Origin of the sequence: Streptomyces colwelliae, assembly GCF_048158785.1 — a bacterium.
Classification (GTDB): Bacteria; Actinomycetota; Actinomycetes; order Streptomycetales; family Streptomycetaceae; genus Streptomyces.
Genome location: NZ_JBLTJC010000130.1, coordinates 1 through 26,356, shown reverse-complemented (window position 1 = coordinate 26,356; position 26,356 = coordinate 1). Strand labels below are relative to the sequence as shown.

Sequence of the window (26,356 nt, the reverse complement as noted above, 5' to 3'; positions counted from 1 at the left end):
GGGGTGTAGGGGATGGAGTCCGGGTCGTACGGGGTGTACGGGACGGTCTCGGGGTCGTGCGGGGTGTACGGGTCGGATGACGGACGCACATCGTCCGGGCGGTACGAATCATGCGGAGGGTACGGGTCGTAGGACATCCCGTGCTCCTTGCGTGGCTCGGGTCCGTGGCGGCGGACCGCAGGGAGTTGGGCGGCGCGGGTCACGCACGTTACTCGCCGGTTGGGGGATGTGGGTGGTTTTCGCCGAACTGGGCGGCCGGGAGGCGGTCGGTGGGTGTTTGTCGCGTCGATCGGACGCTGACCTGGGTGTTGTCCGTACGGCCGAGCGAAGTGATCACTCGATCGTGAGTTTCTCCTCTCGGGTGCCCGGGCTGTCGCGATCCTGACAGCAGGGCGGGTGATCGGTGTCGCCCGGAAGTACTACGGGTGGGAGTGGCATGACGCGAGCGGCTGAACGGCACGAGGGTCATGAGGGTCTGGACGAGCGGGCCGTGCTGCTCGTGGCCGGGTTGGCGGATCTGGCGGTGAGCACGGTGGGGTCGGCTGTGGGGTCGGTGGTGGGCTCGACGCTGGGGGTCGTACAGGGGCTGCTGCGCCGGTCGGACGCCGTGGAGCTGGCGGCGGACGCCGAGCGTGAACTGGCGGCGCGCGGGCGGCTGGTGCTCGACCGGTACACCGCCGTACCCCCGGCCCATCTGGAGACCCTGGCCCGGCACGCCCTCGCCCGGCAGGCCGCCGCCGATGGTGTCTGAGCGCTGGGAGCCGGCCGCTTTCAAGGCCCGCGTCGACCGGGTGCTCCAGGGGTTCGTGGCCGAGGAGGCCGAGCGGTTCGCGGAGATCGACCCGGCGCTGGAGCCGGTCGCCGGGCAGCTGGAGGCCGCGGTCGTGGACGGCAAACGGCTGCGGGCGGCGTTCTGTTACTGGGGCTGGCGCGCGGTGGGGCAGCCCGACAGCGACGCGCTGGTGCGGGCGGCGGCCTCCATGGAACTGGTGCACGCGGCGGCGGTCGTGCACGACGACCTCATCGACGACAGCCCGCTGCGGCACGGCCGCCCCACCGCCCACATCGCGCTGCGCGCCGCCGTACGCCGCCGCCCGCGGGCCGTCGCGGCCGCCAGGTCCCTCGCCATGCTGGTGGGCGATCTACTGATGGGCATGGCAGGGCAGTTGTTCACCACCAGCGGTCTGCCGGCGGCGTATCTCGCCCGGGCCCGCCCGCTGTGGGCCGTGCTGGCAAGGGAGTTGATCGCGGGCGAGTGCCTGGAGATCCTGCGGACCGGGGCCGAGCCGGACACCGCCGCGTCCCTGAAGGTGATCCGGTACAAGACCGCCAAGTACACCGTGGAACAGCCCCTGTTGATCGGCGGGGCACTAGCCGGGGCCGGCGGGCGGCTGCGTGAGGGCTACTCGGCGTACGGACTGCCGCTGGGCGAGGCCTTCCAGTTGCGGGACGACGTCCTCGGCCTGTTCGGGGACCCGGAACACACCGGCAAGGCCAACGCCGACGACGTGCGCGGCCACCGGCCCACCGCCCTCCTCGCGGAGACCTGGCGCACCGCCGGTGCCGAGGACCGGGAGCGGCTCCGCGCGCTCATGGGTCAACGGGGCCTGGACGGGGCCGAGTTGGACACGGTGCGCGAGACGATGCGTCGGCTGAAGGCACCCGACCGCGTCGAGGGCATGATCACCGCCCGCGTGGAGGAAGCGCTCGACGCCCTCCACGAACTGGATGTCCCCGCCCCCGCCGAGGCCGCGCTGACCGCGCTGGCCCACTCGGCGACGGTCCGCCTCTCCTGACCCGCGAACGTCCTGACCCGCGAACGACGAGGAGTCCACCGTGACTTACACCGAGACCTCGATGGACGGCCTGCGCCTGGCCGGTGACGAACTCGCCGACGCCACCGTCGCCGCACTCTTCGACCGCGGGGAGGTGGGCAAGTTCAACACCCTCATGCGCTACGTCTCCGTAGCGGGCGCCCCGCTGCCGGACGGCCTGCCCGCCGTAGCCCTGGAGTACCTCAACGCCACGAGCGCGCCGCCGAGTTGGGTCGACTGGGGCGAGATGGAGAAGGCCCGGCTGTTCTTCATCGACAACAACGTGCACATCTCGACCGCCCTGTCCTTCGCCTCCATGCCCGCCTGCTACGTCGTCCCGCCGGTGGCGAAACTCCTGTCGGCCAGCCACGGGCTGAAGTACCCCTCCAAACGCATGGCGGAGACCGGCCAGTTCACCGTCTACCTGATGCGGCCCGACGCGTTCGAGGCCGGCAGTCGCTTCATTCCCGCCGTGCAGAAGGTCCGCCTCCTGCACGCCTCCATCCGCCATCACCTCGTCCGCGAGAACCGTTGGGACACAGGCGAGTTGGGGACGCCGATCTGCCAGGAGGACATGATCGGCGGGCAGATGTTCTTCTCGATGCTCGTCCTGGACAGCCTGCACCGGCTCGGCATCCACATGTCGACGGAGGGCGCGGAGGCCTACTACTACGCCTGGCGCGTGGTCGGCGCCATGCTCGGCGTCGACCAGGACGCCGTACCCAAGTCCCTTGAGGAAGCACGCCAGTTCCTCGACCTGTACATGGTCCGGCACATGGGCCCGTCCGAGGAGGGCGCGCATCTGACCCGCCAACTCATCGACCTCTACGAGGAAGTCGTCCCCGGCACCTTCTTCGACCCGATCGTCTCCGCCCTCATCCGCCACCTCGTCGGCGACACCTGCGCCGACTGGCTCCAGGTGCCGCGCACCCCGTGGGACACCGTCGTCAAGGCCGTGCCCCATCTCCTCGGCGTCCTGGAGACCATCGAGGACCACTCCCCGCTCGGCGCCTGGGCGTTGGACCGCCTCGGTCACCTCACCACCGTCCTGGAACTGTCCTCCCTCACCCGCGGCCGCGTCATGCACTACGCCATCCCCGAACAGCTCAAGAAGGACTACGGCGTCCCCAACTCGGTGTCCCGCAACCGCCGTTGGACACCGCCCGCCGCCACCGTCTCCTGAACTGCGCGCTCCTCACTGCTCCTTGAGGACCGGGAACCGCCGGGGCGCCAGCACCAGCAGCACCACGAACGCCACCGCCGCCGCGCAGCCCGCGCCGATGTACACCGCGTGCACCGCGTCCGCGATCGCCCGCCGGGTCGCCTCGGGGACCGCGCCCGCGTCGAGGCCCCGCGTCACCGAGTCCAGGTCGCCGGCGCCACCGAGCCGGGACGCCAGCACCCCGTTGGCCACGGCCCCGAAGACGGACGCGCCGATCGTCTGGCCGGTCTGGCGGCAGAACAGCACGGACGCGGTCGTCACGCCCCGCTCCTCCCACCCGACGGTCGACTGCACCCCGACGATCAGCGGGAGTTGGAAGAGCCCGAGGGCCGCACCGAGCAGCAGCATCAGCGCCATCGGCTGCCAGGCCGCGCCCGGATACGGCAGGAACGGGAACGCGAACAGGATCAGCGTCGCCGCCCCGATCCCGAGCATCGCCGTGTTGCGGAAACCGATCCGCCGGTACACGTGCTGACTCAGCGCGGCCGACACCGGCCAGCTCAACGTCCAGACGGACAGCACGAATCCGGCCGCCACGGGTGCCAGTCCGAGCACCGACTGCGCGTACGTCGGCAGGAACACGCTCGGCGCCACCATCAGCAACCCCAGTGCGCCCAGGGCCAGGTTGACCGCCGCGATCGTACGGCGCCGCCACACCCACCCGGGGATGATCGGTTCCGCCGCCCGGCGTTCGATCGCGACCACCAGTCCGGCCAGGGCAAGTCCCGTACCGAACAAGGCCATTGAGGGTGCCGACAGCCAGTCCCACGCGACCCCGCCCTGGACCAGCGCCGTGATCAGCACGCCTCCGCAGGCGAACACGGCCAGCGCGCCCGCCCAGTCGACGCGGGGGCGGGAGGTGCGGGTGCGTCGCGGTTCGTGGAGGTGGCGGACGATCAGCCACAACGCCACCGCCCCGACAGGGAGGTTGACGAGGAAGATCCAGCGCCAGCCCGCGTATGCGGCGAGCAACCCGCCGACTCCCGGGCCCGCGACCGCCGACACGGCCCACACCGTGGACAGCTTCGACTGGATCTTCGGTCGCTCCTTCAGCGGGTACAGATCGGCGGCGAGCGTCTGCACGGTGCCCTGCAACGCCCCGCCGCCCAGGCCCTGTACGACCCGGAACGCGATCAGCGCGCCCATGCTCCAGGCCACCGAGCACAGCAGCGAACCGGCGAGGAAGACCACCGCGCCCGTGATCAGCACCGGCTTGCGGCCGAAGGTGTCGGAGAGCTTGCCGTAGACGGGCAGGGTGACCGTCACGGCCAGCAGATAGCCGGAGAACAGCCAGGAGAAGACGGAGAAGCCGCCGAGGTCACCGACGATCTGCGGTACGGCGGTCGAGACGATGGTGGAGTCGAGGGCGGCCAGTGCCATCGCGAGCATGAGAGCCGCGACGACGGCTTTCCGGCGCCGGTCGGGAGGGGCCGGCGTGAGTTGTGCGGGAGGCGTCGGCGCGGGTTGGTCGGGAGGCGCCGGCGTGGGCTGTTCGGCCGCCTCGGGGCGTATCTCGGTGTCGCTGTCCCTGTCCCCCTGGTCCACAGGATTCCTTTCCCCTTGCATCTATCTGCCGCGCACCAGCTTCCCACTTGACCCTCACGTAGCGGGAGGGCGGAACCTGAGCGGGCCGGTGGGTGGACCGAACCCCGAGATCGACTCCACCCGGCGGTGGAGACCCCCTAAGGGTCTCTCCGTACTACGGCCCGGGGGCGGTTCGTACCGGCGGAGGAGGAGAAGGACCCGGGGGCGTCCTTAACCTGGCTTTATGCCGCTGGGGGGCGGCAGGCCGAACCCAGGAGGGTGGGGTTTTCCCCCGGGAAAGACTGCGCTGAGCACCAGCGCGCCGGACCCCCTCCCACCGCCAGACTCATCGACGTAACCACTTGAACCGCATCGACCGGACACCAGCACGCTCATTTGCTGACCGACTTAGGAGACATACCGTGACATCGGCTGTGACCATTCCCAGGCACGGGGGCACTGGAGGGCGTACGGCCGTTGCCGCGCGAGCGCGGCAGGTCGTCAAGGCGTACGGGGCCGGGGAGACCCGCGTCGTCGCCCTCGACCATGTCGACGTGGACATCGCCCGCGGCCAGTTCACCGCGATCATGGGCCCCTCGGGGTCCGGCAAGTCCACGCTCATGCACTGCCTCGCCGGGCTCGACACCGTGACCTCCGGGCAGATCTACCTGGACGAGACCGAGATCACCGGCCTCAAGGACAAGAGGCTCACGCAGCTGCGCCGGGACCGGATCGGCTTCATCTTCCAGGCGTACAACCTGCTGCCGACGCTGAACGCGCTCGAGAACATCACCCTCCCCATGGACATAGCCGGCCGCAAGCCCGACAAGGGCTGGCTGGAGCAGGTCGTGGAGACGGTCGGACTCTCCAGCCGGCTCAAGCACCGGCCCAACCAGCTCTCCGGCGGCCAGCAGCAACGCGTCGCCGTGGCAAGGGCGTTGGCGGCCCGCCCCGAGATCATCTTCGGTGACGAGCCGACCGGAAACCTCGACTCCCGTGCTGGAGCAGAGGTGTTGGGCTTCCTGCGCCGCTCCGTGGACGACCTCGGCCAGACCATCGTCATGGTCACCCACGACCCGGTGGCCGCGTCGTACGCGGACCGCGTCCTCTACCTCGCGGACGGCCGGATCGTCGACGAGATGTTCAAGCCGACCGCGGACGCCGTCCTCGACCGCATGAAGGACTTCGACGCGCGGGGGCGTACGTCATGACCGTCATGAAGACCTCCCGGCGCAACTTCTTCGCGCACAAAGGGCGGATGGCGCTCTCCGCGATAGCCGTGCTGCTGTCGGTGGCGTTCGTGTGCGGCACGCTGGTGTTCACGGACACGATGAACACGACGTTCGACAAGCTCTTCGCGGCCACCGCGTCCGACGTGACGGTCCTGCCGAAGGCGGCCAAGAGCGACGGCAGCACCCCGCAGAACGGACTGCCCGAGTCGCTGCCGGCCTCCACGGTCGCGCAGGTGGCGAAGGCCCAGGGCGTCAAGTCCGTTGAGGGCGCCGTCAGTTCGATGAACGTGACCGTCGTGAACAGCGCCAACAAGAACATGGGGTCCTCGACCGGCGCGCCCACCATCGCGGGCAACTGGACGAAGAACGACCTGCGTTCGATGGAGATCACCTCGGGCCACGCCCCGCGCGGCCCGACCGAGGTCATGGTCGACGCCGACACCGCCGACAAGCACCACCTCAAGATGGGCGACTCGCTGCGCACCATCTCGCAGACCGGTGACTTCACCGCGAGGATCGTCGGCATCGCCACCTTCAAGGTGACCAACCCCGGTGCGGCCGTCGTCTACTTCGACACCGCCACCGCGCAGCGCGAACTCCTGGGCGCCACCGGCCGGTTCACCCAGCTCGGCGTGACCGCCGCGAGCGGTGTGACGGACAGTCAGCTCAAGCAGAACGTGGGACAGACCCTCGCGTCGTCGGGGACGTACAAGATCCAGACGGCCAAGGAGAACGCCGACGAGAACCGCAAGGGCGTCGGCCAGTTCATGAACGTCATCAAGTACGCCATGCTCGGCTTCGCCGGGATCGCGTTCCTGGTGGGCATCTTCCTGATCATCAACACCTTCTCGATGCTGGTCGCCCAACGGACTCGCGAGATCGGCCTGATGCGGGCGATCGGCTCCTCCCGCGGGCAGGTCAACCGCTCGGTGCTGGTGGAGGCGACCCTGCTCGGGATCGTCGGCTCGATCCTCGGGGTCGGCGCCGGTGTCGGCATCGCCGTAGGCCTCATGAAGCTGATGAGCGCGGCGGGCATGGACCTGTCGACCCGGGACCTGACGGTGAAGTGGACCACCCCGGTGCTCGGCCTGCTCCTCGGCGTGATCGTCACCATCCTCGCCGCCTACCTCCCGGCCCGCCGCGCCGGCAAGGTCTCCCCGATGGCCGCACTGCGCGACGCCGGTACACCGGCCGACGGCAAGGCGGGCTGGGTGCGCGGCCTGCTCGGCCTGATCCTGACGGGCATCGGCATCGCCGCCCTGATCGGGGCGGCCACCGCCAAGAAGGCGACCGACGGTTCGCTGGTCCTCGGCATGGGCGTCGTGTTCTCCCTGATCGGCTTCGTCATCATCGGCCCGCTGCTGGCCAACGGGGTCGTACGGGTTATCAGCGTCGTACTCCTGCGGGCCTTCGGACCGGTGGGGCGCCTGGCCGAACGCAACGCGCTCCGCAACCCCAGGCGTACGGGTGCTACGGGTGCGGCCCTGATGATCGGCCTCGCGCTGGTCGCCTGCCTGTCGGTGGTCGGCTCCTCGATGGTCGCCTCGGCGACGAGCGAACTCGACAAGTCCGTGGGCGCCGACTTCATCGTCCAGGGCAACCAGCGGATCGTGCCGCAGGCGGAGAAGGCGATGGAACAGTCGCCGGACCTCGTCCACGTCACCCGCTACAAGGACCTCGACGTCACCCTCACCTCGCCAGACGGCCAGAAGGACACCGACGGCCTCACCGCCGCCGACCCGTCCTACGCCCAGGACCTCCGCCGCGTCACCACGGCCGGCGAACTGTCCGCCGCCTACGGCACCAACTCGATGTCGGTCGGCTCCGACTACGCCAAGAAGCACGGTGTCCACGTCGGCGACACGATCAGCGTCGCCTTCAAGGGCGGCTCGACGGCGAAGCTCAAGGTCGCGGCCATCACGGACGACGACGTCGCCATCGACAAGGGCGCGCGCTACACCAGCATCGCGACCATGCAGAAGTACCTCCCGGCCAACAAGGTCCCGCCGAACGAGATCATGTTCGCCAAGGCCAAGGACGGCCAGGAGAAGCAGGCGTACGCGGCCCTGAAGAAGGCCATGGAGCCGTACCCGCAGTACCAGGTGCGCGACCAGACCGACTACAAGCAGGAACTGAAGGACCAGATCGGCCAGCTCCTGAACATGGTCTACGGCCTTCTCGCCCTCGCGATCATCGTCGCGGTCCTGGGTGTCGTGAACACCCTCGCCCTGTCGGTCGTCGAGCGGACCAGGGAGATCGGCCTCATGCGAGCGATCGGCATGTCCCGCCGCCAGCTCCGCCGGATGATCCGCATGGAGTCGGTCGTGATCGCCCTCTTCGGAGCACTGCTCGGCCTGGGCCTCGGGATGGGCTGGGGCGCGACCGCCCAGCAGCTGCTCGCCCTGGAGGGGCTGAAGGTCCTGGAGATTCCCTGGGGCACGATCATCGCGGTCTTCATCGGCTCCGCGTTCGTGGGCCTGTTCGCGGCCTTGATCCCGGCGTTCCGGGCCGCGGCCCTGTATCTGCTGCCGCCGGTGCGACCCGAACTCCTGGGCCCTGAAGTCTTGTTCCCAGGGCCCAGCAGGTTGAAGCGGCGTTACACAGCCATGTTCGCGCGGCCTCCCGCCACCGGGCGTACGCGGTCCGGCGCGTACCGAATTCGTACGCGCCCCCGCGTCCATCGGGCCGGAGGCCGGGGACTCACGCCACCGGCACAGCTCCAGCCGCGCTCACGACCGCTCAGGCCGCCGCGTCGAAGCCGGTCTGGCTGGCCAGCTTCTTCAGTTCCAGCAGTGCGTGCTTCTCGATCTGGCGGATGCGCTCGCGCGTCAGGCCGTGCTCCTTGCCGACCTCGGTGAGCGTGCGCTCCCGGCCGTCCTCCATGCCGTACCGCATCTTGATGATGGAGGCCGTGCGCTGGTCGAGGCGGCCGATCAGGTCGTCCAGTTCCTCGCTGCGCAGCAGGGTCATGACGGACTGCTCGGGCGAGACCGCGGAGGTGTCCTCCAGGAGGTCGCCGAACTGCGTGTCGCCGTCGTCGTCCACCGACATGTTCAGCGAGACCGGGTCGCGCGCCCAGTCCAGGACGTTCGTCACGCGCTCCGGGGTCGACTCCAACTCGGCGGCGATCTCCGCATGTTCGGGCTCCCGCCCGTTCTTGCGGTTGAACTCGCGCTGCACCCGGCGGATCCGGCCCAGCTCCTCCACGAGGTGGACGGGCAGCCGGATGGTCCGGGACTGGTCGGCGATGGAGCGGGTGATGGCCTGGCGGATCCACCAGGTCGCGTACGTCGAGAACTTGAAGCCCTTGCGGTAGTCGAACTTCTCGACCGCGCGCACCAGGCCCGCGTTGCCCTCCTGGATCAGGTCGAGCAGGGGCAGGCCGCTACGGGGGTAACGGCGGGCCACGGCCACGACCAGGCGGAGGTTGGAACGGATGAAGATGTCCTTGGCACGCTCCCCTTCGGCGACCAGGGCCTCCAGCTCGGCGCGGGTGGCGTCCGCCTGGGACTCCTCCTCGCCGTCGAGGACCTGGCGCGCGAACACGCCCGCTTCGATGGTCTGCGAAAGCTCGACTTCCTTGGCGGCGTCGAGCAGCGGTGTGCGCGCGATTTCGTCGAGATACATGCCGACCAGGTCGCGGTCGGCGATCTCGCCGCCATGGGCGCGAACACTGCGCGCCACGCCGGAGGTCTCGCCGGAGGCGGACTTACGACGGGCGACGGCACGGGTTGCCATGCGTGCTCCCTTGCGATGGTGAGGTCAGCAGGTGTTCGTCAGTTTCTTTACTCGATGCCCTGGCACTCTTCTCGTGTGCCCTGCATCTGATGGAAACAACGACTGGAATCCGGACAGAATTCCCAACCCGCTCCCCTATTTTTCTGATCTTGCAGTACCCTGTCCGGCCACAAGGGGGTAACGATGCTGTCGGAACATACAGAGGTGCAGGTCAGGCCAGGAGTCGAGAGCGACCTCGACGCCCTCACGGACATCTACAACCACTACGTACGCGAGACGCCGATCACTTTCGACACCCTCCCCTTCACGCCGGAGGAGCGCCGCCCTTGGCTGCTCTCCCACCCTGAAGACGGGCCATACCGCCTGAAGGTTGCCGTGGACGGGACCTTCCAAGGGAACTCACAGCGAATCCTCGGCTACGCCACATCCAGCCCTTACCGGGTGAAGCCCGCCTACTCGACCTCCGTCGAGGTCACGGTCTACCTCGCCCCAGATGCGGGCGGCCGCGGCATCGGAACGCTGCTCTACAAGGCGCTGTTCGAGGCGCTGGCGGACGAGGACGTGCACCGGGCGTACGCGGGCATCGCACAGCCCAACGAAGCGTCCACGCGGCTGCATGAACGCTTCGGGTTCCGGTACATCGGCACCCACCGGGAAGTGGGCCGCAAATTCGGCCGCTACTGGGATGTCGCCTGGCACGAGAAGGAGTTGTAGCCCTTCCCGAAGGGAAGGGCCTTTCTCGCCGGGATCGGCCTCAGCCGAACTGCACCGACCGCTTCGCCATCCCCATCCAGAACCCGTCGATCACGGACGGGTTCACGGACTCGCGCGCGTCCAGCTCACCGGCCGCCTCCGCCGCGCCCATGGCGACGAACAGCGGGGCGAAGTGCTCGGTGCGCGGATGGGCGTAGCGCCCGGCCGGGGCCTTGTGGAGGAAGTCCAGCAGGCCGTCCCAGTCGCGGGCCTCCAGCGCGTGCCGGCCCCAGTCGTCGAACTCGGAGGACCAGGTGGGCACTCCCCCGCCGGTGTGGCGCAGTGCGGCGAGGTTGTGGGTGAAGAAGCCGGAGCCGACGATCAGGACGCCCTCGTCGCGCAGCGGGGCGAGCTTGCGGCCGATGTCCATCAGCTTCGCGGGGTCGAGGGTCGGCATCGAGACCTGGAGGACCGGGATGTCGGCGGCCGGGAACATCTCGACGAGCGGGACGTACGCCCCGTGGTCGAGGCCGCGGTCCGGGACGTCCTGCACGGGGATGCCCGGGGCGCGCAGCAACTTCCGGACGGACTCGGCGAGTTCGGGGGCGCCCGGGGCGTCGTAGCGGACCTGGTAGTAGTGCTCGGGGAAGCCCCAGAAGTCGTAGACGAGGGGGACCCGGTCGGTGGCGCCGAGGGCGAGGGGGGCCTCCTCCCAGTGGGCGGAGACCATGAGGATCGCCTTGGGGCGGGGGAGGTCGGCGGACCAGGCGGCGAGTTCGCCGGGCCAGATCGGGTCGTCCGCGAGGGGCGGCGCGCCGTGGCTGAGATAGAGGGCGGGCATGCGCTCCGGTGCGGCGGTGGACATGACGGTCACTCCCCAGGGTCGAACCTTGATCGAACTCGATGCTTGAACTCTCAAACTTCTCGTCACGAGCTTACGCCCCATTTGTTTAACGTTCAAGGAGGGCTCTCGTACAGTGGAGTGCATGAACACGGCACCCGCACTCGCCGGCGAACCGGCACCCTCCGACGAACCCCGCTGGCTCACTGCCGAGGAGCAGCGCGTCTGGCGTTTCTACATGCACGCCAGCACCCTCCTGGAGGACCATCTGGACCGCCAGCTCCAGCGCGACGCGGGCATGCCGCACATCTACTACGGCCTGCTCGTGCAGCTCGCCGAGGCCCCGCGCCGCCGGCTGCGGATGACCGAGCTGGCCATGAACGCGAAGATCACCCGCTCCCGGCTCTCGCACGCGATCGCGCGCCTGGAGAAGAACGGGTGGGTGCGCCGCGAGGACTGCCCCTCCGACAAGCGCGGCCAGTTCGCGGTGCTGACCGACGAGGGCTACGGCGTGCTCAGCCGGACCGCGCCGGGCCATGTGACCGCCGTACGGCAGGCGTTGTTCGAGCGGCTGACGCCGGAACAGCAGAAGTCCCTCGGCGAGATCATGGAGATCGTCGCCGAGGGACTTCAGCCGAACGAAGCGGGTGCGGACCTGCCCTGGCTCCGCTGAGCCGCTCAACTCAGGCGAGAACCAGGGCAGTTCCTGGGAGTCGTACGTACGGGGCGTCCCCTTCCCCGTACGTACGGATGGTGCGAAGGGGGTACGACCGGGCCGGGCGTCGTCAGTGGGCGACGACCGGGATCTTGAACTCGTCCTCGATGTCGTCACCGGAGACGGCGGCCGGGTCGGAACCCTGCTTGCCGGCGTTGACGAGGACCCCGACGATCACCGCGGCCGCGACCAGCATGCCGACCGCGAACCAGATGGCGTTGGTGTAGCCGTGCACCTGGCCCTGCAAGGCGACCAGCTGCTGCTGGGTCTTGGAGGTACCGGCCGAGGCGATGTGGTCCTTGATGTACGCGGTCGTCGCGGACGCGGCGATCGTGTTCAGCAGGGCCGTACCGATCGCGCCGCCCACCTGCTGCGAGGTGTTGACCATCGCGGAGGCGACACCCGCGTCCCGGGGCTCGACGCCCAGGGTGGCCAGGGACATGGCCGGCATGAACGCCGTACCCATGCCGAGACCGAGCAGCAGCATCGCGGGCAGGATGATCGAGGCGTACGACGAGCCGATCTCCAGCTGCGTCATCAGGAGCATGCCGACCGCGGCGACCAGGAAGCCGGGGCCCATCAGGAGACGGGCCGGCAGGCGGGTCATCAGCCGGGTGCCGATCTGGGTCGAGCCGACCATCATGCCGACGATCATCGGCATGAAGGCGAAGCCGGTCTTGATGGGCGAGAAGCCCTTCACGACCTGGAGGTAGTAGGTGAGGAAGAGGAACGTGCCGAACATCGCGATGATGGCGATGCCGAGCGAGAGGTAGATACCGCCGCGGTTGCGGTCGGTGATCACGCGCAGGGGCAGCAGCGGGGCCTTGACCCTGGACTCGACGATGACGAACGAGACCAGCAGGACCGCCGACGCGACGAAGAGCGCGATGGTGGAGGAGTCGCCCCAGCCGTTGGACTCGGCGCGGGTGAAGCCGTAGACGAGCGAGACCAGGCCGAGGGTGGACAGGAGCACGCCCGGGATGTCGAGCGGGTTGCGGTTGCGGCCGCCCTCCGGCTCGCGGATGACGAAGTACGCGCCGAGCGCGGCGACGATCGCGAACGGGATGTTCACGAAGAACGTCCAGCGCCAGTCCAGGTACTCGGTCAGCACACCGCCGAGGATGAAGCCGACGGCGCCGCCGCCACCGGCGATCGCGCCGTAAATGCCGAACGCCTTGGCACGCTCCTTGGCGTCCGTGAACATCACGGCGAGCAGGGAGAGCGCGGCGGGCGCGAGCAGGGCACCGAACGCGCCCTGGAGGGCACGGGCGCCGAACATCATCGCGCCGGTGGTGGCGACACCGCCGAGCGCGGACGCGGCGGCGAAGCCGGTCAGACCGACGACGAAGGCGCGCTTGCGGCCCCACAGGTCGGCTATGCGGCCGCCGAAGAGCAGCAGACCACCGAAGGCGAGGGCGTAGGCCGTGACGACCCACTGCCGGTTGCCGTCGGAGATGCCCAGGTCGGTCTGGGCCGACGGGAGGGCGATGTTCACGATGGTCGCGTCCAGCACGACCATCAGCTGGGCGAGCGCGATGAACGCGAGCGCCTTCCAGCGGTTGGAATGGGCTTCGTGCTCGGCGGCCTCGGAGGCCTTGTCGAGAGCGCCTGGGGCGCTTCGAGCTGTTTCAGACATGGTGGTACCCACTTCGGGACTTCGTGACGGAAAAAGGACGTCTTCGGGGACGGCTTGTCGCCGGTTCGTCGGCGCCTGCCGGGAGCTTGGTGTCGGAGTTGGGACTGAGGTGAAGCGCTGAACTAATCGGTCAGTGCTGCCGGAGATCCTCCATGGTCGCGGCGGTGCCGGGCAGGACCGAGCGGGCCGGGGCCCGCAGTCCGTCCAGGAACAGCTGCAGGTGTCGGTGTACGAAGCGGTCGGCGCTGAGGCAGCCGGTGCCGGCCGGGGGCCGGCTGAGCTGGGCCACGGCGACCATCAGATCGCCGACGCCCACGTCGGACCGGAGCTGCCCGGCCCTCCTGGCCCGTTCCATGACCTCGTCGATGAGCTCCTCGACCCGCTCGCGGGCGGCTTCCAGGTCCGGGTGGAACTGGTCGAAGGTGCTGGAGATCATCGGGCAGAGCGCGCTGATCCGCTCGTCCGCGGAGACGTGCACGAACCGCTCCAGAGCGGCAAAGGCGTCGCCGGTCTCGTTGAGCGCCTGTTCGGCGGCCTCCGCCGTACGGTCCATGACCGAGACCACGACCTCGCGGATGAGGGCGTCACGGTCCGGGAAGTTGCGGTAGAGCGTGGCGTTGCCGACGCCCGCCCGGCGGGCGATCTCGTCGAGCGGCACATCGGGGCCGAACTCGACGAACATCTCGCGGGCGGCGGTGACGATCCGCTCCCGGTTGCGCAAAGCGTCGGCGCGCGGCCGGGTCACCTTTCGCTGTACGGGGGTCATCGCGGTCGTCACGGCGAACTCCTGAAGGTCTTGGACGGTGAAGGTCCTGGACTGCTGAGGCGATCCGGGGAAGGACTCCCCGTTTCGCTCGGACACATGGCTAAACGGGGAAACGATCCCCGGTTATTTCCCACTCACCGAGACATTTGGTGTGACCTGGGTCACATCTCGTTTGGACCCTTCTTCAGCCCCCGTCTTCCGGAACCACACGGTCGGTCTCCTCCAGCGCGCGCCCTCGCACCGCACGACACAGGGTGATCGAAAGGGTGCAGCCGGAGACCGGCGGCTGCCGTTGGCGCGAAGGGTCCCTGCATGCAGCCCAGCCGTCGGATACGCCCGCGCCGCGTGGCCGCCCTCGCGTCCGTGACCGTCCTGACCCTCGCGGTCAGCACCTCGGCCGGCACCGGACACCTCACCCCGGGCGCCACGACGGCGGCGGGCCCGGTCGCGCTCGCCCGCACCTCCGCACTCGGCTCCTGCATGATCAACGGCCCCCTCGACATCCAGATGTCCGAGGGCATCCCCACCCCGGGCGGCTACTCCCGCTCCACCGGCACGGTCCACGCCCTGACCCTGATGGTCGACTTCTCCGACGCCCCCGGCCAGGGCGCCGCCATGGACCGCTACCGCGAGTTCTTCCCCAAGACCCAGGAATGGTTCAGCGCCAGCTCCTACGGCCGCCTCGACTACCGCCCCGAGACCCCGGTCACCCACTGGCTGCGCATGCCCAAGTCCTTCAGGTCCTACGGCATAGAGCGCGGCGCGCCCTTCGACCCCGGGTACCGGCAGCTCGTCCAGGACATCGTGGCCGCGGCGGACCCGACCGTGGACTTCCGCCAGTACGACCTCCTGAACGTCCTGGTCACCCCGAACGCCGGGCCGTCCGCCCTGGACACGGTCCTGTCGGTGACCTTCGCCGGCAACACGGAGGCCCCGGTCGCGGACGGCGTCCCGGTCTCCAACGCGTCCTTCGTCTACTCCCGCCAGGACGACGGCTCCGGCTCCTACGCCCAGACCGGCTACCGCGTCCTCCCCCACGAGAACGGCCACGTCTTCGGCCTGCCCGACCTCTACACCCAGGAGGGCGGGGGCGCGGTCGGCCACTGGGACATCATGAGCGAGGACTGGGGCGCCAACAACGACTTCCTCGGCTGGCACAAGTGGAAACTCGGCTGGCTGGACCCGTCCCAGGTCAACTGCGCGATGACCAGGGGCACTTCGGAGTACACCCTGACCCCGCTGGAACGCCCCGGCACCGACGGCACCCGGCTCGTCTTCGTCCCGCTCACCCGGCGGACGGGCTACGCCCTGGAGCTGCGCACCCGCGAGGGCAACGACGAGGCGGTGTGCCGCCCGGGCGTCCTCATCTACAAGGTCGAAGCGGACGTGGACACGGGGATGGGCCCGGTGAAGGTGTACGACGCCCACCGGGACAGCGGCGGCTGCACCCGAAGCCCCAACGTGCACGCCGAGTTGTCGGACGCGCCGTTCACCGCGGGCGAGAGCTTCAACGACCCGGGGAGGGGGATCCGGGTCGCGGTCACGGGGGCGGACGCGGCGGGGGACTACCGGGTGACGGTGACGCGGACGAGGTAGCGGCGCCGGGGACGCGGTAGCCGTACCGGGCGCGGGCTTACCGTAGGGCTGCCGAGATCGCCGTACCGGAGAATCGATGCCCAGCGACACCACGATGGACGACCGCACCGCCGCCGTGCCCGCCGAGGCGGTCGCGCCGTTGATCCGTGGGGTCGCGGTGGTGCGTCAACTGACCGAGGCGGGCGGCGTGTTGAGCCTCAGCGGGCTCGAACGGGCCACCGGGCTCGCCCGTTCCACGGTCGACCGGATCACCGCGACGCTCGCGCGCATGGGGTACGTCCGTCTCGCCGGCCGGGACGCGGTTCTCACGCCTCGGATCATGGAACTGGGCAACGCCTACCTCGCCGCCCTGCGCCTGCCGTCCCTCCTCGACGCCCGCGCGGACGCCCTCGCCGACGAGCTGGACGAGTCGGTGTCGCTCGCGGTCGCCGACCGGGACGGCATCCGCTTCATCCACCAGGCGACCCGCCGCCGCGCGATGTCCCTCAGCTTCCGCATCGGCGACCTGCTGCCGGCCGAACGCACCGCGCCAGGACCGCTGTTCGCGTCGGAGTGGACGGACGCGGACTGGCGGCACTGGCGCGAGCGGCGGGCGGCGGACCCGACGGACGCCGGGTTCCCGGCCGTGCCCGTACGGGCCTCTCCCGGGCCCGACTTCGAGCGGTGGGCCGCACAAGTGCGCCAGGACGGCTGGGCGTTGGACGACCAGCTGATCGAACCGGGGCTGGTGGCGGTGTCCGTGCCGGTACGGGACCCGCGTACCGGCACGATCGCGTGCGTGGCCAGCGTCGTGAGCCACACGAGCCGGCACACGGCGGAGGATCTGCGCAACTCCCTTCTGCCCAGGCTGCGTTCGGCGGTACGGACGATGGAGGAGGATCTGGCGGAGGACGCGCGCGCGGCTCCGCGGGACGAGTCCGTCGCCGCCCCCTCCGGACTCGCGACCTGGACGGGCGCGTCCAAGCAGGAACTGGGCCGGGAGTTCGTCGAGTCCCTGGCCCGCGGCCTCACCGTCCTGACGGCGTTCGGCGAGGGCCGCGCCGAACTGACCCTGACGGAGGTCGCCCAGGCGACGGGACTGGCACGGGCGACGGCCCGCAGGGCGTTGATCACGTACGAGCACCTGGGCCTGATCGCCACGTCCGGCGACCGCCGTTTCGCCCTCGCCTCCCGCATCCACGAGTCGGCGTCCCTGGCGATCCTCGTCGGCGACGAGATCCAGTACACGGCCCGGGTCGCCACGAGCCGGGTGATGAGCGTGAACATCGCGGTGGGCACGCGGTTCCCGGCGTACGCCACGGCACTGGGGCGGGTGCTGCTGGCGGACGCACCGGCGAGGGAACACGCGTTGCGCGCGCTGACCCCGCACACGCTGACCGACCCGGTGGCGCTGGCGGCGGCCCTGGAGACGGTCCGTGCGCAGGGGTACGCCCTGGTCGACGAGGAGCTGGAGGCGGGGCTGCGCTCGATCGCGGTTCCGGTGCGGGACCGTACGGGGCGGGTGGTCGCCGCCCTGAACACGGCGACCCATGTGGCCCGCCGTACGGTCGAGGAGTACGTCCGCGACATCCTCCCCGAACTGACGGCGACGGCGACCGCCGTCGAGGCGGACCTGCGGGTGGCGGGACGGTTCACGCGGGTGTCCGTGTCCTGAGTGGCCGTCAACGCACGCCGGATACAGGTGCGTTCACGCGAGAAGCCTGCGACAACGTGCTTCCTCCCGACTACACTCGGTGGCCACCAGTTCGGTGTGTGCCGCGAGAGGTGGAGCACGTGACGGAGTTATGGTCGGGCGCCCACGGCTCGATGGGACGCGTGGTCACCTGGCCCGCACCGGACGCGTACGTCCTGGTCGACGGCCTCCTGCTGCGGGCCCTGCCGGCCGGCGTGGACGCGATACCCGGCCTGCGGGTGCGCCTCGCCTTCGACTCCGGACAGGGGCGCCTGCTCATGACGGAAGCCGACCCCGGCGACGGTCCGCGAAGCGCCGGGAAGCAGGGTGCCGCATGACCGCGGACATCGGGTTCGCGTCCGGGCTCGACGAACGGCAGCCTGTCGTCATCCTCCTCGACGCCTCGGGCTCCATGGCCCGCCCCGCGTCGAACCCCCGTATCGCCGAGGTCGACGCGGCGCTGACCACCCTGTTCGAGAGCGTCCGCTCCCAGACCAGGCTGCGGGCGCGGGTGGAGACCTGTCTGATCACCTTCGGTTCGCGGGTCCGGGTGTACGACGCCGGTGCCCGCGCCCTCGTCCCCGCGGAACAGGCCGACCCCGACCGCGCCTTCGTACCGGTGGACAAGCTGTCCCCTCCCCCGCTCACCGCGGAGGGCTACACCTGTCTGGAACCCGCGCTGGACGTCGCCCTGCGGATCGCCGCGGAACGCCGCAGGACGCTGGAGGCCCGACGCCTGTCCGTGCTGCGGCCGCTGATCTGGCTGGTGACCGACGGCGCGCCGAGCGACGAGCGGGGCCGGCCGCTGGACAGCGCCGAACTGGCCCCGCTCGCCGACCGGTTGCGTACGGCGGAGGCGGCCCCGCCCCCGGACGGCTGCGTCTTCCTCACGATCGGCGTCCAGGGCGCCGACCGCCGGCTCCTCCAAGTACTCGCGCCCGACGCGACGTTCATGCTGGAAGGCCTCGACTTCACCCAGATCCTCCAGTTCCTGCTCCGCAGTTCCGACCGGGTCAGTTCGATCGGCACGGCCGGGGAAGTGCACCGCGAGGTCGCCCGGCAGGCCGCGCTTCAGAAGGCCATGGCCGATCTCTCGGAGCAGCACCTCTAGTGGACGAGCGCCGCGGGCTGTTCGTGTCGGGGGCCGTGGTGCAGGGCACGGACCATCTCGCCGCGGGAATCGGCTGCCAGGACGCCCTGAAGTCCGCCCGGTGCGAGGGCGACGAGGCCGGCGGGGGCGTCGTGCTGGCCGTCGCCGACGGTGCCGGCAGCCGGGACCGCAGTGCCCTGGGCGCCCATCTGGCGGTCGACATCGCGTGCCGGGTGCTCGCCCGGGAGCTGCCGGGCGACGACACGGACGGCACCGTGTGGACCGAGTGGATCAGCGTCCGCGCGAAGGAGGTCGTGGACACCTGGCTGCGTACGGCCCTCGCCCTGCCCGCCGCGGCGGAGCACGACGAGGGGGCCGACGGCGCCCATGTCCCGCGCGACGCCGGGGAGTTCGCCGCGACCCTGGCCGCGGCGGTCGTACGACCTCCCTGGGCCGCGTTCCTCTGCGTGGGCAACTGCTTCGGCACCGTCCTGACCATGGACCGCGACAGCACACGGGAACGCTGTCATCTGGTGCTTCCGCCACCTGACGAACGGCACTCGTCCCTCTTCCTCTCCTCGCCCGGGGCCCGTATGCGCGTGCGGTCGTTCGCCCTGTGGGATCCGGATCTCACCGGTGTCATGGTGGCCACCGACGGTTGCGTGCCGCTGACGCTGGACCACCCGGACGTGCACGGACTGCCGCCCGCGGCCGGGCCGTTGCCCTCCGCCCGGTTCTTCGTCGGCCTGGCGAGCGCCCTGCGGGACAACGGCGGTGACGCGGAACCGCTGCGCGCCCTGCTGTCCAGCCCCGAGGCCGGACGCAGCGGTGACGACCTCACGATGCTGTGCGCTCTCACGGGCCGCGGCACGCGGACCGGGGGGAGGTGACAGCGGTGATCCGTACCTGGTCCACGTCGGGGCGCGAGTGGGTGCTCGACGAGGTCGTGGGCAGCGGTTCGGAAGGCGTGGTGTACACCGTCGAGCAGCGGCCGGGGCTGGTCGCGAAACTCGTGCCCCTGGTGGCCGAGCCCGACGTCTACCGGCTGCGCGTGGAGAGCCTCGTCCGGCAGGGGCGGGAGCCGCGGACCGTGAAGCTGCTGAGCGGAACGCCGAGCCGGCTGGCCTGGCCGCTGGAGACCCTGACGACGTCCGGAGGTGTCACCGGGTATCTGATGCGGGACATGCGCCAGGCGTTCCTGCCCTTCGAACGGCTGCTGCTGCCGACGGCACGCCGGGAGTCCCTGCCGGAGATGACCTGGGCCGACGCCCTGCGGACGGCCGCCTCGCTGGCGGACCTCCTCGCGGACCTGCACGCCGAGGGCTATGTGGTCGGGGATCTCAAACCGGACAACCTCTGGGCCGACGCCGAGGGCCGGACCGGGCTGGCGGACATCGACTCGCTTCAGTTCGCCGACGGCCGGCGGGCCTTCCCGTGCCGTATGCGGTCGCCGGGCTACACCGCCCCCGAGGGCATCGACTCCGACGTCCTGCCGGACCGGTCCTCCGACTGCTTCGTCCTCGCCGTCCTGGTCCACCAGTTGCTGATGGGCGGGCTGCACCCCTTCCACGGACTCCCGGCCGACGGCCGGCCGTACTTCTCGCTGGACGACAACGTGCGCAACGGCCGGTGCCGGATCACGGACCCCGACTCGGTGGTCCTGCCGAGGACCGCTCCCCCGGCGGACCTGCTTCCCCGGGGGCTCAGGGACCTCTTCGCCCAGGTGTTCGGCCGCTCCGGGGCCGGCGACCCTGCCTCCCGGCCGGACGCCGCCGCCTGGGCACGGGGACTGCGCGCGGAGTCACTCCCCGGCCGGCTGACGGTCTGCGACCGCGACCACCGGCACGTCCACACGGTGGAGCGGCCCTGGTGCCCCTGGTGCGACCAGCAGCAGCGCGGCGCTTCCAGCTGGGGAGCGACAGACACCCGCCCCGGACACAGTGAGGTGAGCCGACCATGACCGACCCCGACACGGATCCCGACCTCGACTCGGATCCCGGCTCCGACGCGGACTCCGACCTCGACGCAGACCCTGGCGCGGACCTCGATTCCGGCGCGGATCCCGATTCCGGCGCGGACCTCGACTCCGGCGCGGATCCCGACCTCGACACTGATCCCGGCCCCGACACGGACTCCGACCTCGACGCAGACCCCGGCCCCGGCGCGGACCTCGATTCCGACACGGATCCCGACTCCGACGCGGAACCCGACTCCGGCGCGGGCCTCGATTCCGGCGCGGGCCTCGATTCCGGCGCAGCCGCGCGACACCTGCCGGCGACGCGCGCCGAAGGGGACGGAGGAAACGCGGTCCACGACCCTGGAGACGACGTACTCACCGGACGCGGCGGCATGGCGGACGCGTCCCGCCGGGGCGAGTTGACCGTCAACCGTGTCCTGGACCGCTGCGGCACGCTGGGCCCCGGCCTGCGGGCGGTGATCTGGGTGCAGGGCTGCCCGCTGCGCTGCCGGGGCTGTGTCGCGCCGGAGACGCTCCCGTTCGCGGGCGGCGAGGTCCGCGGGGTCGCCGAGGTGGCCGCCTGGCTGACGGGCCTGACCGACGTGGAGGGCGTCACCTTCTCCGGGGGCGAGCCCTTCAGTCAGGCCCAGTCGCTCGCGGATCTGCTGGACGCGGTCCGCGAGCGGCGGCCCGGGTTCACGGCGATGGCGTACACGGGGTTCCGCCACGAGGCGCTGCTGCGCGGTGCGCCGGGCCAGCGCGCCCTGCTGGACCGGCTCGACCTCCTCGTCGACGGCCCCTATGTGGCCGCCAGGCACGGGGATCTGCTGTGGCGCGGTTCATCCAATCAGCGTGTTGTCGTACTCACTGAGCGCTACCATCACGTGACGTCACTCACAGACGCGGGGGCGGGCATCGAGGTGTCGGTGGGCGACGACGGCCAGTTCTCCTGGGCCGGAGTCCCAGCTGTTCCCGGCTTCCGCGCCTTCGTCGAGGAGCAGTTGACAGCAGCGGGGTACGTGGTCGGCGCCCAAGAAGCGGCGGTCGCCACGCAGGGGGAAATCCGGGGGACGGATGAGCGGATCACCGAAGTACAGCACCGTCGTGGTCAGTGCGGCCCGACGGCAGGAGGAAGCGCTGCGCCGGGCCCGGCAGGAGGCCGAGCGCCGACGCCGTGAAGCGGAGCGGGCCGCGGCGCGACAGCGCCTCGCGGCCGCACGGGCGGATGCCCGCAGGCGCCGGCTGGCGGAAGTGGCCGAGACCCGCAGGGCCGAGGACGAGAAGCGGCTCACCGGCGTACAGATGGAACGCGCCCGGGCCGCCGGGCAGAAGCTGACCCAGCTCGACGAACTGATCAACACCCTTGAGACGGGCGGCAGTTCGGCAGACGCCACGGAACGGCTCCGGGAGGAGACGGACCTGCTGCGCGAACGACTGCGGCACGGCACGGACGCCTCCGTGGACGAGGAGATCGAGCGGCTGCGCGGCCGTGCGGTGCGTCTGCGGTCCGCCGCCGGCGACCGCGACGGCCGGGGCGATCCCCGGGAGGCGTTGAAGGAGCTCGCACTCCGGCTGGCGGACCTGGGACCGGAGGCGGCCGCGGACGACCCCGAGGGACATCGCGGCTGCGCGACCCTCCTGGATCAGCTGCGCACGGCGCTCGCAGAGGGGCGCACGGCCAGGTTCGAGGCCCTGCGGGGCACCATCGAGCACCGGCTCGCCCAGCACGCCGGTGCCGCCGAGGAGACGGCGGCGCACCGCGTGCGGGAAGCGGCCCGGGAAGCCGCCCGGGAGGTGGAGTTGGAGGCCCGGCAGAAGGAGGCGTCCCGGCTCGCCGCCGAGGAGGAGGGGCTGCGCCGCGAGTCCCTTGCGGAGGCCGCGGACCGGCTCGACACCATCGCGGACGCCGTACGCGACGCGATCAGGGACGCGGTCGACTTCGCCCATGCCGACCTCGCGGAAGAGCTGCGCTCCGCACTGACGGCGGTGACCGGGGCCCTGGGTGCCGAGCGGGCGGACGACGCGCTCGCCGCGGTCGCCGTACTGGAGGAGGCCCTGCCCCGCGCCGAGGCCACCCTGGACGAACTGCTGCTCGCCTACGAACGGCGCACCCATCTCGCCCGGGCGCTCCAGACCGCCATGTCCGGTGCGGGGTTCACCTTCACCGGCGGTGCCGACGAGGACCGGGGCCTGCTCCTGCGCTTCGCGCGGTCCAACGGTGCCCTCTACTCCACCACCATCGCGAGCGCGCCGGACGGGGCTCCCGTGCTGGCGTACCACGTGGACGGCGAGGCCGACGTGTCCGCCGTACCGGACGGCACCGAGGTCGCCTGCGACAGCACGGAGGACCTGCTCGACCAGGTGCACGAGGCCATGGCCGACGACGGCTTCGTACCCGGTGAACTCCGCTGGGAGGGCAAGCCGCCGCGTGGCGACGGACGAGTTCTGCCGAGCGCCCAACAGGAGCGGCGGCAGTGACGGGCCCCGACCTCGGGAAGGACGGCGCCGCTCCGGAGGGACCAGCTCCGGCCCACGCGCTGATGCCGTTGTGGGCCGTGTCGCTCGGCTGGGAGATGGAGCGCGGACGCCAGGTCGTCGTCAGCGGCCAGATCCGCGACCGCTGGTGGTTCGACGGCAGGCCGGCGCCGTTCCGCGAACTCATCGTCAACGTGCTCGTGGGGCGCGGCGCGGAGGTGGTGGGCTGGTGGGACCCGGTGGACGGGCTCACCTTCCCGGTGCCCGGCCACCGCGAGCGGTTCGACGAGCTGGTCGCCGGCCTGCCGGCCGCCGAGGAGGCGCCACCCGCGGATCCGCCGCCCGCGGACCCGCCGGAACGGTCCGGTGAGTGGTCGGCCTCGGGAACCGCCGCCTCCGGCGACTCGTCGGTGTCCGCGGACGTGAACCGCTCCGGCGCGGCGGCCGGCCCCGGGGACGACGGCCCGCCCCCGGACGGCACCCGCCGGTCCACCGCCCGCCGGTCCGCGGCGGCGGGGCTCCTGCGGCCGCGCCCTCCGCGCCGGCTGGTCTCGCTGGAGGACGTGACGGCGCAGGCACGGCGGCTGGCCGCCCAGTCCTCGGCCGCCACCGCGTTCGTCTTCGAGGACGTCGACCACGCCCTGCCCGTGGCCGACCCGGCATCGGCCCAGGGCTATCTGCGGCTGCGCGCCGCGATGGCGGACGCCGTGGCGCCGAGCACCGCCGCCTCCGGGGGCCGGGCCAGGAACGCGATGCTGGTCGCGGTGGGCGATCTGTCCCGGCTGCCCGGCTGGTTCTGGCAGGAGGACCCGCGGGTCGCCAGTCTCCAGATCGGCCCTCCGGACCAGGCCGAACGCAGGCTGTGGCTGTCGCTGCTGCGGCGGGACTTCCGCGGGCACGAGTCCGCCACCCGGCACGACGTGGAGGCGCTCGTCGGGGCGACGGACGGCATGGCCGGCTGGGAACTGGACGCGCTGGCGAGGACCTCCCAGCTGCGCCGCGTGGAGATCGGCCGCCCGGACCGGCTGATGCAGGCGCACCGGCTCAACGTCAGCGTCGATCCGTGGTCCCAGCTCGACCGCGCGGTGATGAGCCAGGCCGCTCAGAGCCTGATGTCCTCGGTGATCGGCCAGGACGTGGCGGTCGACGCGGTGGCCGTGGCGTTGCAGGCCGCGTTCATCGGGCTGGACTTCGGGGAGTCGGGGGCGGCCCGGCCGCGCGGCTCGTTCTTCTTCGTCGGACCGACGGGCGTGGGCAAGACGGAGCTGGCGAAGGCCGTGGCGAAGCTGATCTTCGGCGACCCGACGGCGTACGCCCGCTTCGACATGAGCGAGTACCAGCAGGAGCACGCCGCCGAGCGGCTGGCGGGGGCACCGCCGGGATTCGTGGGATACGACCAGGGCGGCGAGCTGACCAGGCGGGTCCAGGAACGGCCCTTCAGCGTGCTGCTGTTCGACGAGATCGAGAAGGCGCACCCGGCGGTGCTCGACAAGTTCCTTCAGATCCTGGAGGACGGGCGGCTGACCGACGGGCGTGGGCAGACCGCCTACTTCTCCCAGTCGCTGATCATCTTCACCTCCAACACCGGCACGGAGGCGCTGCCGTCGCTGCTCGCCGCGGCGGACAGCGACGGGCCGTCCTACGACACGCTGCGGCGGCACTTCTCCCAGGCCGTGGAGGAGAAGTTCCGCGCCATCGGCCGCCCGGAGATCTTCGGGCGGCTGAAACCCGGCGTGGTCGTGTTCGACATGCTGCGGGCGAAGCACGTCACCGGCATCACCGACCGGCTGCTCGACCAGCTCGCCGCCTCCGCGCACGAACGCAACCAGGTCGAGGTGGCCTTCGACCGGCAGGGCGTCCACGCGTGGATCATGCGGCGCATGGCCCTCCCCGAGCAACGGGCGTACGGGGGCCGCCAGATCCGCAACGAGCTCGAAGTGCTGCGGTCCGCGATCGTCGCCCATCTGCTGTCCCGGTCGCCGGCGCCCGGTTCCCGGATCCAGGTCGGCGTCGAGCACACCGGACACGTGTGGGTGTCGGCCGCCCACGACGGTGACCCGGGTTCCGCCAGGGCCCTGGGCAGCGGTACCGCGCCCCTCGTCGGACGCGTGCTGCCACCGGCGGACAGCTCCCCGGAAAGGACGCCCTGATCATGTACGGCATCGACCTGGGCGCCAGTTGTGCGCGGATCGCCTGGCTGGACGGGGGGCGGCAGCCCGTCACGGCGGACGGAGTGGTCCCGGCCGTGGCTGTCGCCGGGCAGGGGACGGCGGACGCCGGGGACGGCGACCTGATCTCCGTACGCTCGGCGCTGTTCGCCGCCGAGTCGGTGGCGGACCCTGCCGCACCGCCCGCCGACGCACTCCGTGCCTCCCCCTCCGCACTGGTGGGCGGAGTACTCACCGAGTTGCTGCGCCGCGCCGAGCAGGCGGGGGCAGAAGAGGAGCACCGGGCGGTGCTGAATCTGCCGCCCGGGGCGTCCGACGCGCACGAGATGGCGCTGAGACGCGCCGCCGCGGCCGTCGGGCTGCGGATCGACAAGGTCGTTCCCGATCCGGTGGCCGTCGCCCTGCACCACGGCGCGCTGCGCGACGGCGCCGACAGCACCGTCCTGGTCTGGGACCAGGGCGGCAGCGGTCTGCGGCTGACCGTGCTGGACGTCACCAGTGACCGCAGGGTCCGGCTGATGGAGACCGGCGAGCATCCGCTGGGCGGATCCGTCCGCGACGAGGCCGTCGCGCTGGAGCTGTTGCGACAGCTGCCCGGCGACCGCGTCGTCCCGCCCCTGCTGAGGGCCGCCGAGCGGCTCCGGCTGGGTCTCGCGCGGGCCGAGGAGGTGACCGGGACGGTCCGGCTGGAGGGGACCGACCACACGGTGACGTTCGACCGGGAGCGCCTCGACGCCGTACTGGCCCTGGAACGGGCACGTGCCCGCGACGCCCTGACCCAGGTCCTGGAGGCGGCACGGGAGCGCACCGGTCAGTGGCCGTCGGGTCTGCTCCTGGCCGGCGGGGTGTCCGCGACCCCGGGTACGGCCGAGGCCCTCGCGGACGACCTCGGCCTCCCGGTGCGGTCGACCACTCCCGAGCTGGCGGTGGTCCGCGGCCTCGCCATGATCCAGGACTTCGGTCTGCTGCGGATCGAGTCCGGGCGGTCCACCCGGCCGCCGTCGCGGACCGACGGGCTCGCGGGCCGGCAGGCCCGGGAGAGCGGCCGACCGGCGGAGGCACCCCTCGCCGACCCCGAGCCCGCCGCGGTCGACGATCCGGAGCCCCGCGGCAGCACCGCCGTGCCACCCGCCACCGGCCGGTCCGGCGGCGGGACCGGCACCGGGCCGCCCGATCCCGAGCCCGCCGCACCCCCACGGGACGGCGTCCCCCGCGAC

The 26,356-nt window shown here is 71.3% G+C and carries 22 protein-coding genes; 17 read left to right on the top strand and 5 right to left on the bottom strand.

Annotation, left to right across the window (positions count from 1 at the left end; all coding sequences use genetic code 11):
• Nucleotides 1-436 precede the first annotated feature (436 nt).
• Genes ACNFOC_RS25875 through ACNFOC_RS25865 form a run of 3 tightly spaced genes read left to right on the top strand, consistent with a single transcriptional unit; the run spans nucleotide 437 to nucleotide 2,997 of the window.
• Nucleotides 437-751: a polyprenyl synthetase gene (locus tag ACNFOC_RS25875; protein WP_416961472.1), complete on the top strand. Its 315-nt coding sequence runs from the start codon at nucleotides 437-439 to the stop codon at nucleotides 749-751.
• Nucleotides 741-1,796 (top strand): polyprenyl synthetase family protein, encoded by a 1,056-nt coding sequence (locus ACNFOC_RS25870; protein WP_416961471.1) that lies wholly within the window; start codon nucleotides 741-743, stop codon nucleotides 1,794-1,796. Before ACNFOC_RS25875 ends, ACNFOC_RS25870 begins: the two co-directional genes overlap by 11 nt.
• Before the next feature lie 40 nt (nucleotides 1,797-1,836).
• Entirely contained in the window at nucleotides 1,837-2,997 is a 1,161-nt protein-coding gene (locus tag ACNFOC_RS25865; protein WP_416961470.1) for an oxygenase MpaB family protein, read from the top strand.
• 12 nt (nucleotides 2,998-3,009) lie between these two features.
• Here the strand turns inward: ACNFOC_RS25865 and ACNFOC_RS25860 are convergent, their stop codons facing one another.
• A complete protein-coding gene (locus ACNFOC_RS25860; protein ID WP_416961469.1) occupies nucleotides 3,010-4,602 on the bottom strand; it encodes an MFS transporter in 1,593 nt (530 codons plus the stop codon).
• Nucleotides 4,603-4,982: 380 nt separating this feature from the next.
• Between ACNFOC_RS25860 and ACNFOC_RS25855 the strand changes: the two genes are divergently transcribed.
• Together ACNFOC_RS25855 and ACNFOC_RS25850 are read left to right on the top strand one after the other, a co-directional pair.
• Entirely contained in the window at nucleotides 4,983-5,771 is a 789-nt protein-coding gene (locus ACNFOC_RS25855; RefSeq protein ID WP_416961468.1) for an ABC transporter ATP-binding protein, read from the top strand.
• The gene (locus ACNFOC_RS25850; protein WP_416961467.1) at nucleotides 5,768-8,650 is read left to right on the top strand and encodes an ABC transporter permease; all 2,883 of its coding nucleotides are present in this window, start codon (nucleotides 5,768-5,770) and stop codon (nucleotides 8,648-8,650) included. Before ACNFOC_RS25855 ends, ACNFOC_RS25850 begins: the two co-directional genes overlap by 4 nt.
• Here the strand turns inward: ACNFOC_RS25850 and ACNFOC_RS25845 are convergent.
• The gene (locus ACNFOC_RS25845) at nucleotides 8,532-9,530 is read right to left on the bottom strand and encodes a sigma-70 family RNA polymerase sigma factor (protein ID WP_416961466.1); all 999 of its coding nucleotides are present in this window, start codon (nucleotides 9,528-9,530) and stop codon (nucleotides 8,532-8,534) included. The two genes, ACNFOC_RS25850 and ACNFOC_RS25845, sit on opposite strands and share 119 nt — an antisense overlap.
• 183 nt (nucleotides 9,531-9,713) lie before the next feature.
• On the opposite strand from ACNFOC_RS25845, the gene ACNFOC_RS25840 reads away from it, so the two are divergent.
• Nucleotides 9,714-10,244, top strand: coding sequence for a GNAT family N-acetyltransferase (locus ACNFOC_RS25840; protein ID WP_416961465.1), 531 nt, complete (start codon nucleotides 9,714-9,716; stop codon nucleotides 10,242-10,244).
• A gap of 40 nt (nucleotides 10,245-10,284) precedes the next feature.
• Here the strand turns inward: ACNFOC_RS25840 and ACNFOC_RS25835 are convergent, their stop codons facing one another.
• The gene (locus ACNFOC_RS25835; RefSeq protein WP_416961464.1) at nucleotides 10,285-11,088 is read right to left on the bottom strand and encodes a DODA-type extradiol aromatic ring-opening family dioxygenase; all 804 of its coding nucleotides are present in this window, start codon (nucleotides 11,086-11,088) and stop codon (nucleotides 10,285-10,287) included.
• A 121-nt stretch (nucleotides 11,089-11,209) separates the two neighbouring features.
• Here ACNFOC_RS25835 and ACNFOC_RS25830 point away from each other — a divergent pair, with 121 nt between their 5' ends.
• Complete coding sequence (locus ACNFOC_RS25830; RefSeq protein ID WP_416961463.1) at nucleotides 11,210-11,737, top strand: MarR family winged helix-turn-helix transcriptional regulator; 528 nt, start codon at nucleotides 11,210-11,212, stop codon at nucleotides 11,735-11,737.
• 112 nt (nucleotides 11,738-11,849) lie between these two features.
• Here the strand turns inward: ACNFOC_RS25830 and ACNFOC_RS25825 are convergent, their stop codons facing one another.
• Together ACNFOC_RS25825 and ACNFOC_RS25820 are read right to left on the bottom strand one after the other, a co-directional pair.
• A complete protein-coding gene (locus tag ACNFOC_RS25825; RefSeq protein ID WP_416961462.1) occupies nucleotides 11,850-13,415 on the bottom strand; it encodes an MFS transporter in 1,566 nt (521 codons plus the stop codon).
• Between the two features lie 130 nt (nucleotides 13,416-13,545).
• Nucleotides 13,546-14,181, bottom strand: a complete 636-nt coding sequence (locus tag ACNFOC_RS25820) for a TetR/AcrR family transcriptional regulator (protein WP_416961473.1) — start codon at nucleotides 14,179-14,181, stop codon at nucleotides 13,546-13,548.
• A 312-nt stretch (nucleotides 14,182-14,493) separates the two neighbouring features.
• Between ACNFOC_RS25820 and ACNFOC_RS25815 the strand changes: the two genes are divergently transcribed.
• From ACNFOC_RS25815 to ACNFOC_RS25770, 10 genes are all read left to right on the top strand, one after another.
• Nucleotides 14,494-15,777, top strand: coding sequence for a M6 family metalloprotease domain-containing protein (locus ACNFOC_RS25815; protein ID WP_416961461.1), 1,284 nt, complete (start codon nucleotides 14,494-14,496; stop codon nucleotides 15,775-15,777).
• Between the two features lie 76 nt (nucleotides 15,778-15,853).
• Nucleotides 15,854-17,431, top strand: coding sequence for an IclR family transcriptional regulator domain-containing protein (locus ACNFOC_RS25810; RefSeq protein WP_416961460.1), 1,578 nt, complete (start codon nucleotides 15,854-15,856; stop codon nucleotides 17,429-17,431).
• Between the two features lie 119 nt (nucleotides 17,432-17,550).
• Nucleotides 17,551-17,787: a hypothetical protein gene (locus ACNFOC_RS25805; protein ID WP_416961459.1), complete on the top strand. Its 237-nt coding sequence runs from the start codon at nucleotides 17,551-17,553 to the stop codon at nucleotides 17,785-17,787.
• Nucleotides 17,784-18,560, top strand: coding sequence for a vWA domain-containing protein (locus tag ACNFOC_RS25800; protein ID WP_416961458.1), 777 nt, complete (start codon nucleotides 17,784-17,786; stop codon nucleotides 18,558-18,560). The genes ACNFOC_RS25805 and ACNFOC_RS25800 overlap by 4 nt, the downstream gene beginning before the upstream one ends.
• On the top strand, nucleotides 18,560-19,429 hold the full coding sequence (locus ACNFOC_RS25795; RefSeq protein WP_416961457.1) for a protein phosphatase 2C domain-containing protein: 870 nt from the start codon (nucleotides 18,560-18,562) through the stop codon (nucleotides 19,427-19,429). Before ACNFOC_RS25800 ends, ACNFOC_RS25795 begins: the two co-directional genes overlap by 1 nt.
• Nucleotides 19,430-19,434: 5 nt before the next feature.
• Nucleotides 19,435-20,499: a hypothetical protein gene (locus ACNFOC_RS25790; protein WP_416961456.1), complete on the top strand. Its 1,065-nt coding sequence runs from the start codon at nucleotides 19,435-19,437 to the stop codon at nucleotides 20,497-20,499.
• Nucleotides 20,496-21,674: a 4Fe-4S single cluster domain-containing protein gene (locus tag ACNFOC_RS25785; protein WP_416961455.1), complete on the top strand. Its 1,179-nt coding sequence runs from the start codon at nucleotides 20,496-20,498 to the stop codon at nucleotides 21,672-21,674. The genes ACNFOC_RS25790 and ACNFOC_RS25785 overlap by 4 nt, the downstream gene beginning before the upstream one ends.
• Entirely contained in the window at nucleotides 21,571-22,974 is a 1,404-nt protein-coding gene (locus ACNFOC_RS25780) for a coiled-coil domain-containing protein (RefSeq protein WP_416961454.1), read from the top strand. The genes ACNFOC_RS25785 and ACNFOC_RS25780 overlap by 104 nt, the downstream gene beginning before the upstream one ends.
• Nucleotides 22,971-25,121, top strand: a complete 2,151-nt coding sequence (locus tag ACNFOC_RS25775; RefSeq protein WP_416961453.1) for an AAA family ATPase — start codon at nucleotides 22,971-22,973, stop codon at nucleotides 25,119-25,121. Before ACNFOC_RS25780 ends, ACNFOC_RS25775 begins: the two co-directional genes overlap by 4 nt.
• Before the next feature lie 2 nt (nucleotides 25,122-25,123).
• Nucleotides 25,124-26,356: Hsp70 family protein (locus tag ACNFOC_RS25770; protein WP_416961452.1), on the top strand; the 1,233-nt coding region annotated here is incomplete at its 3' end.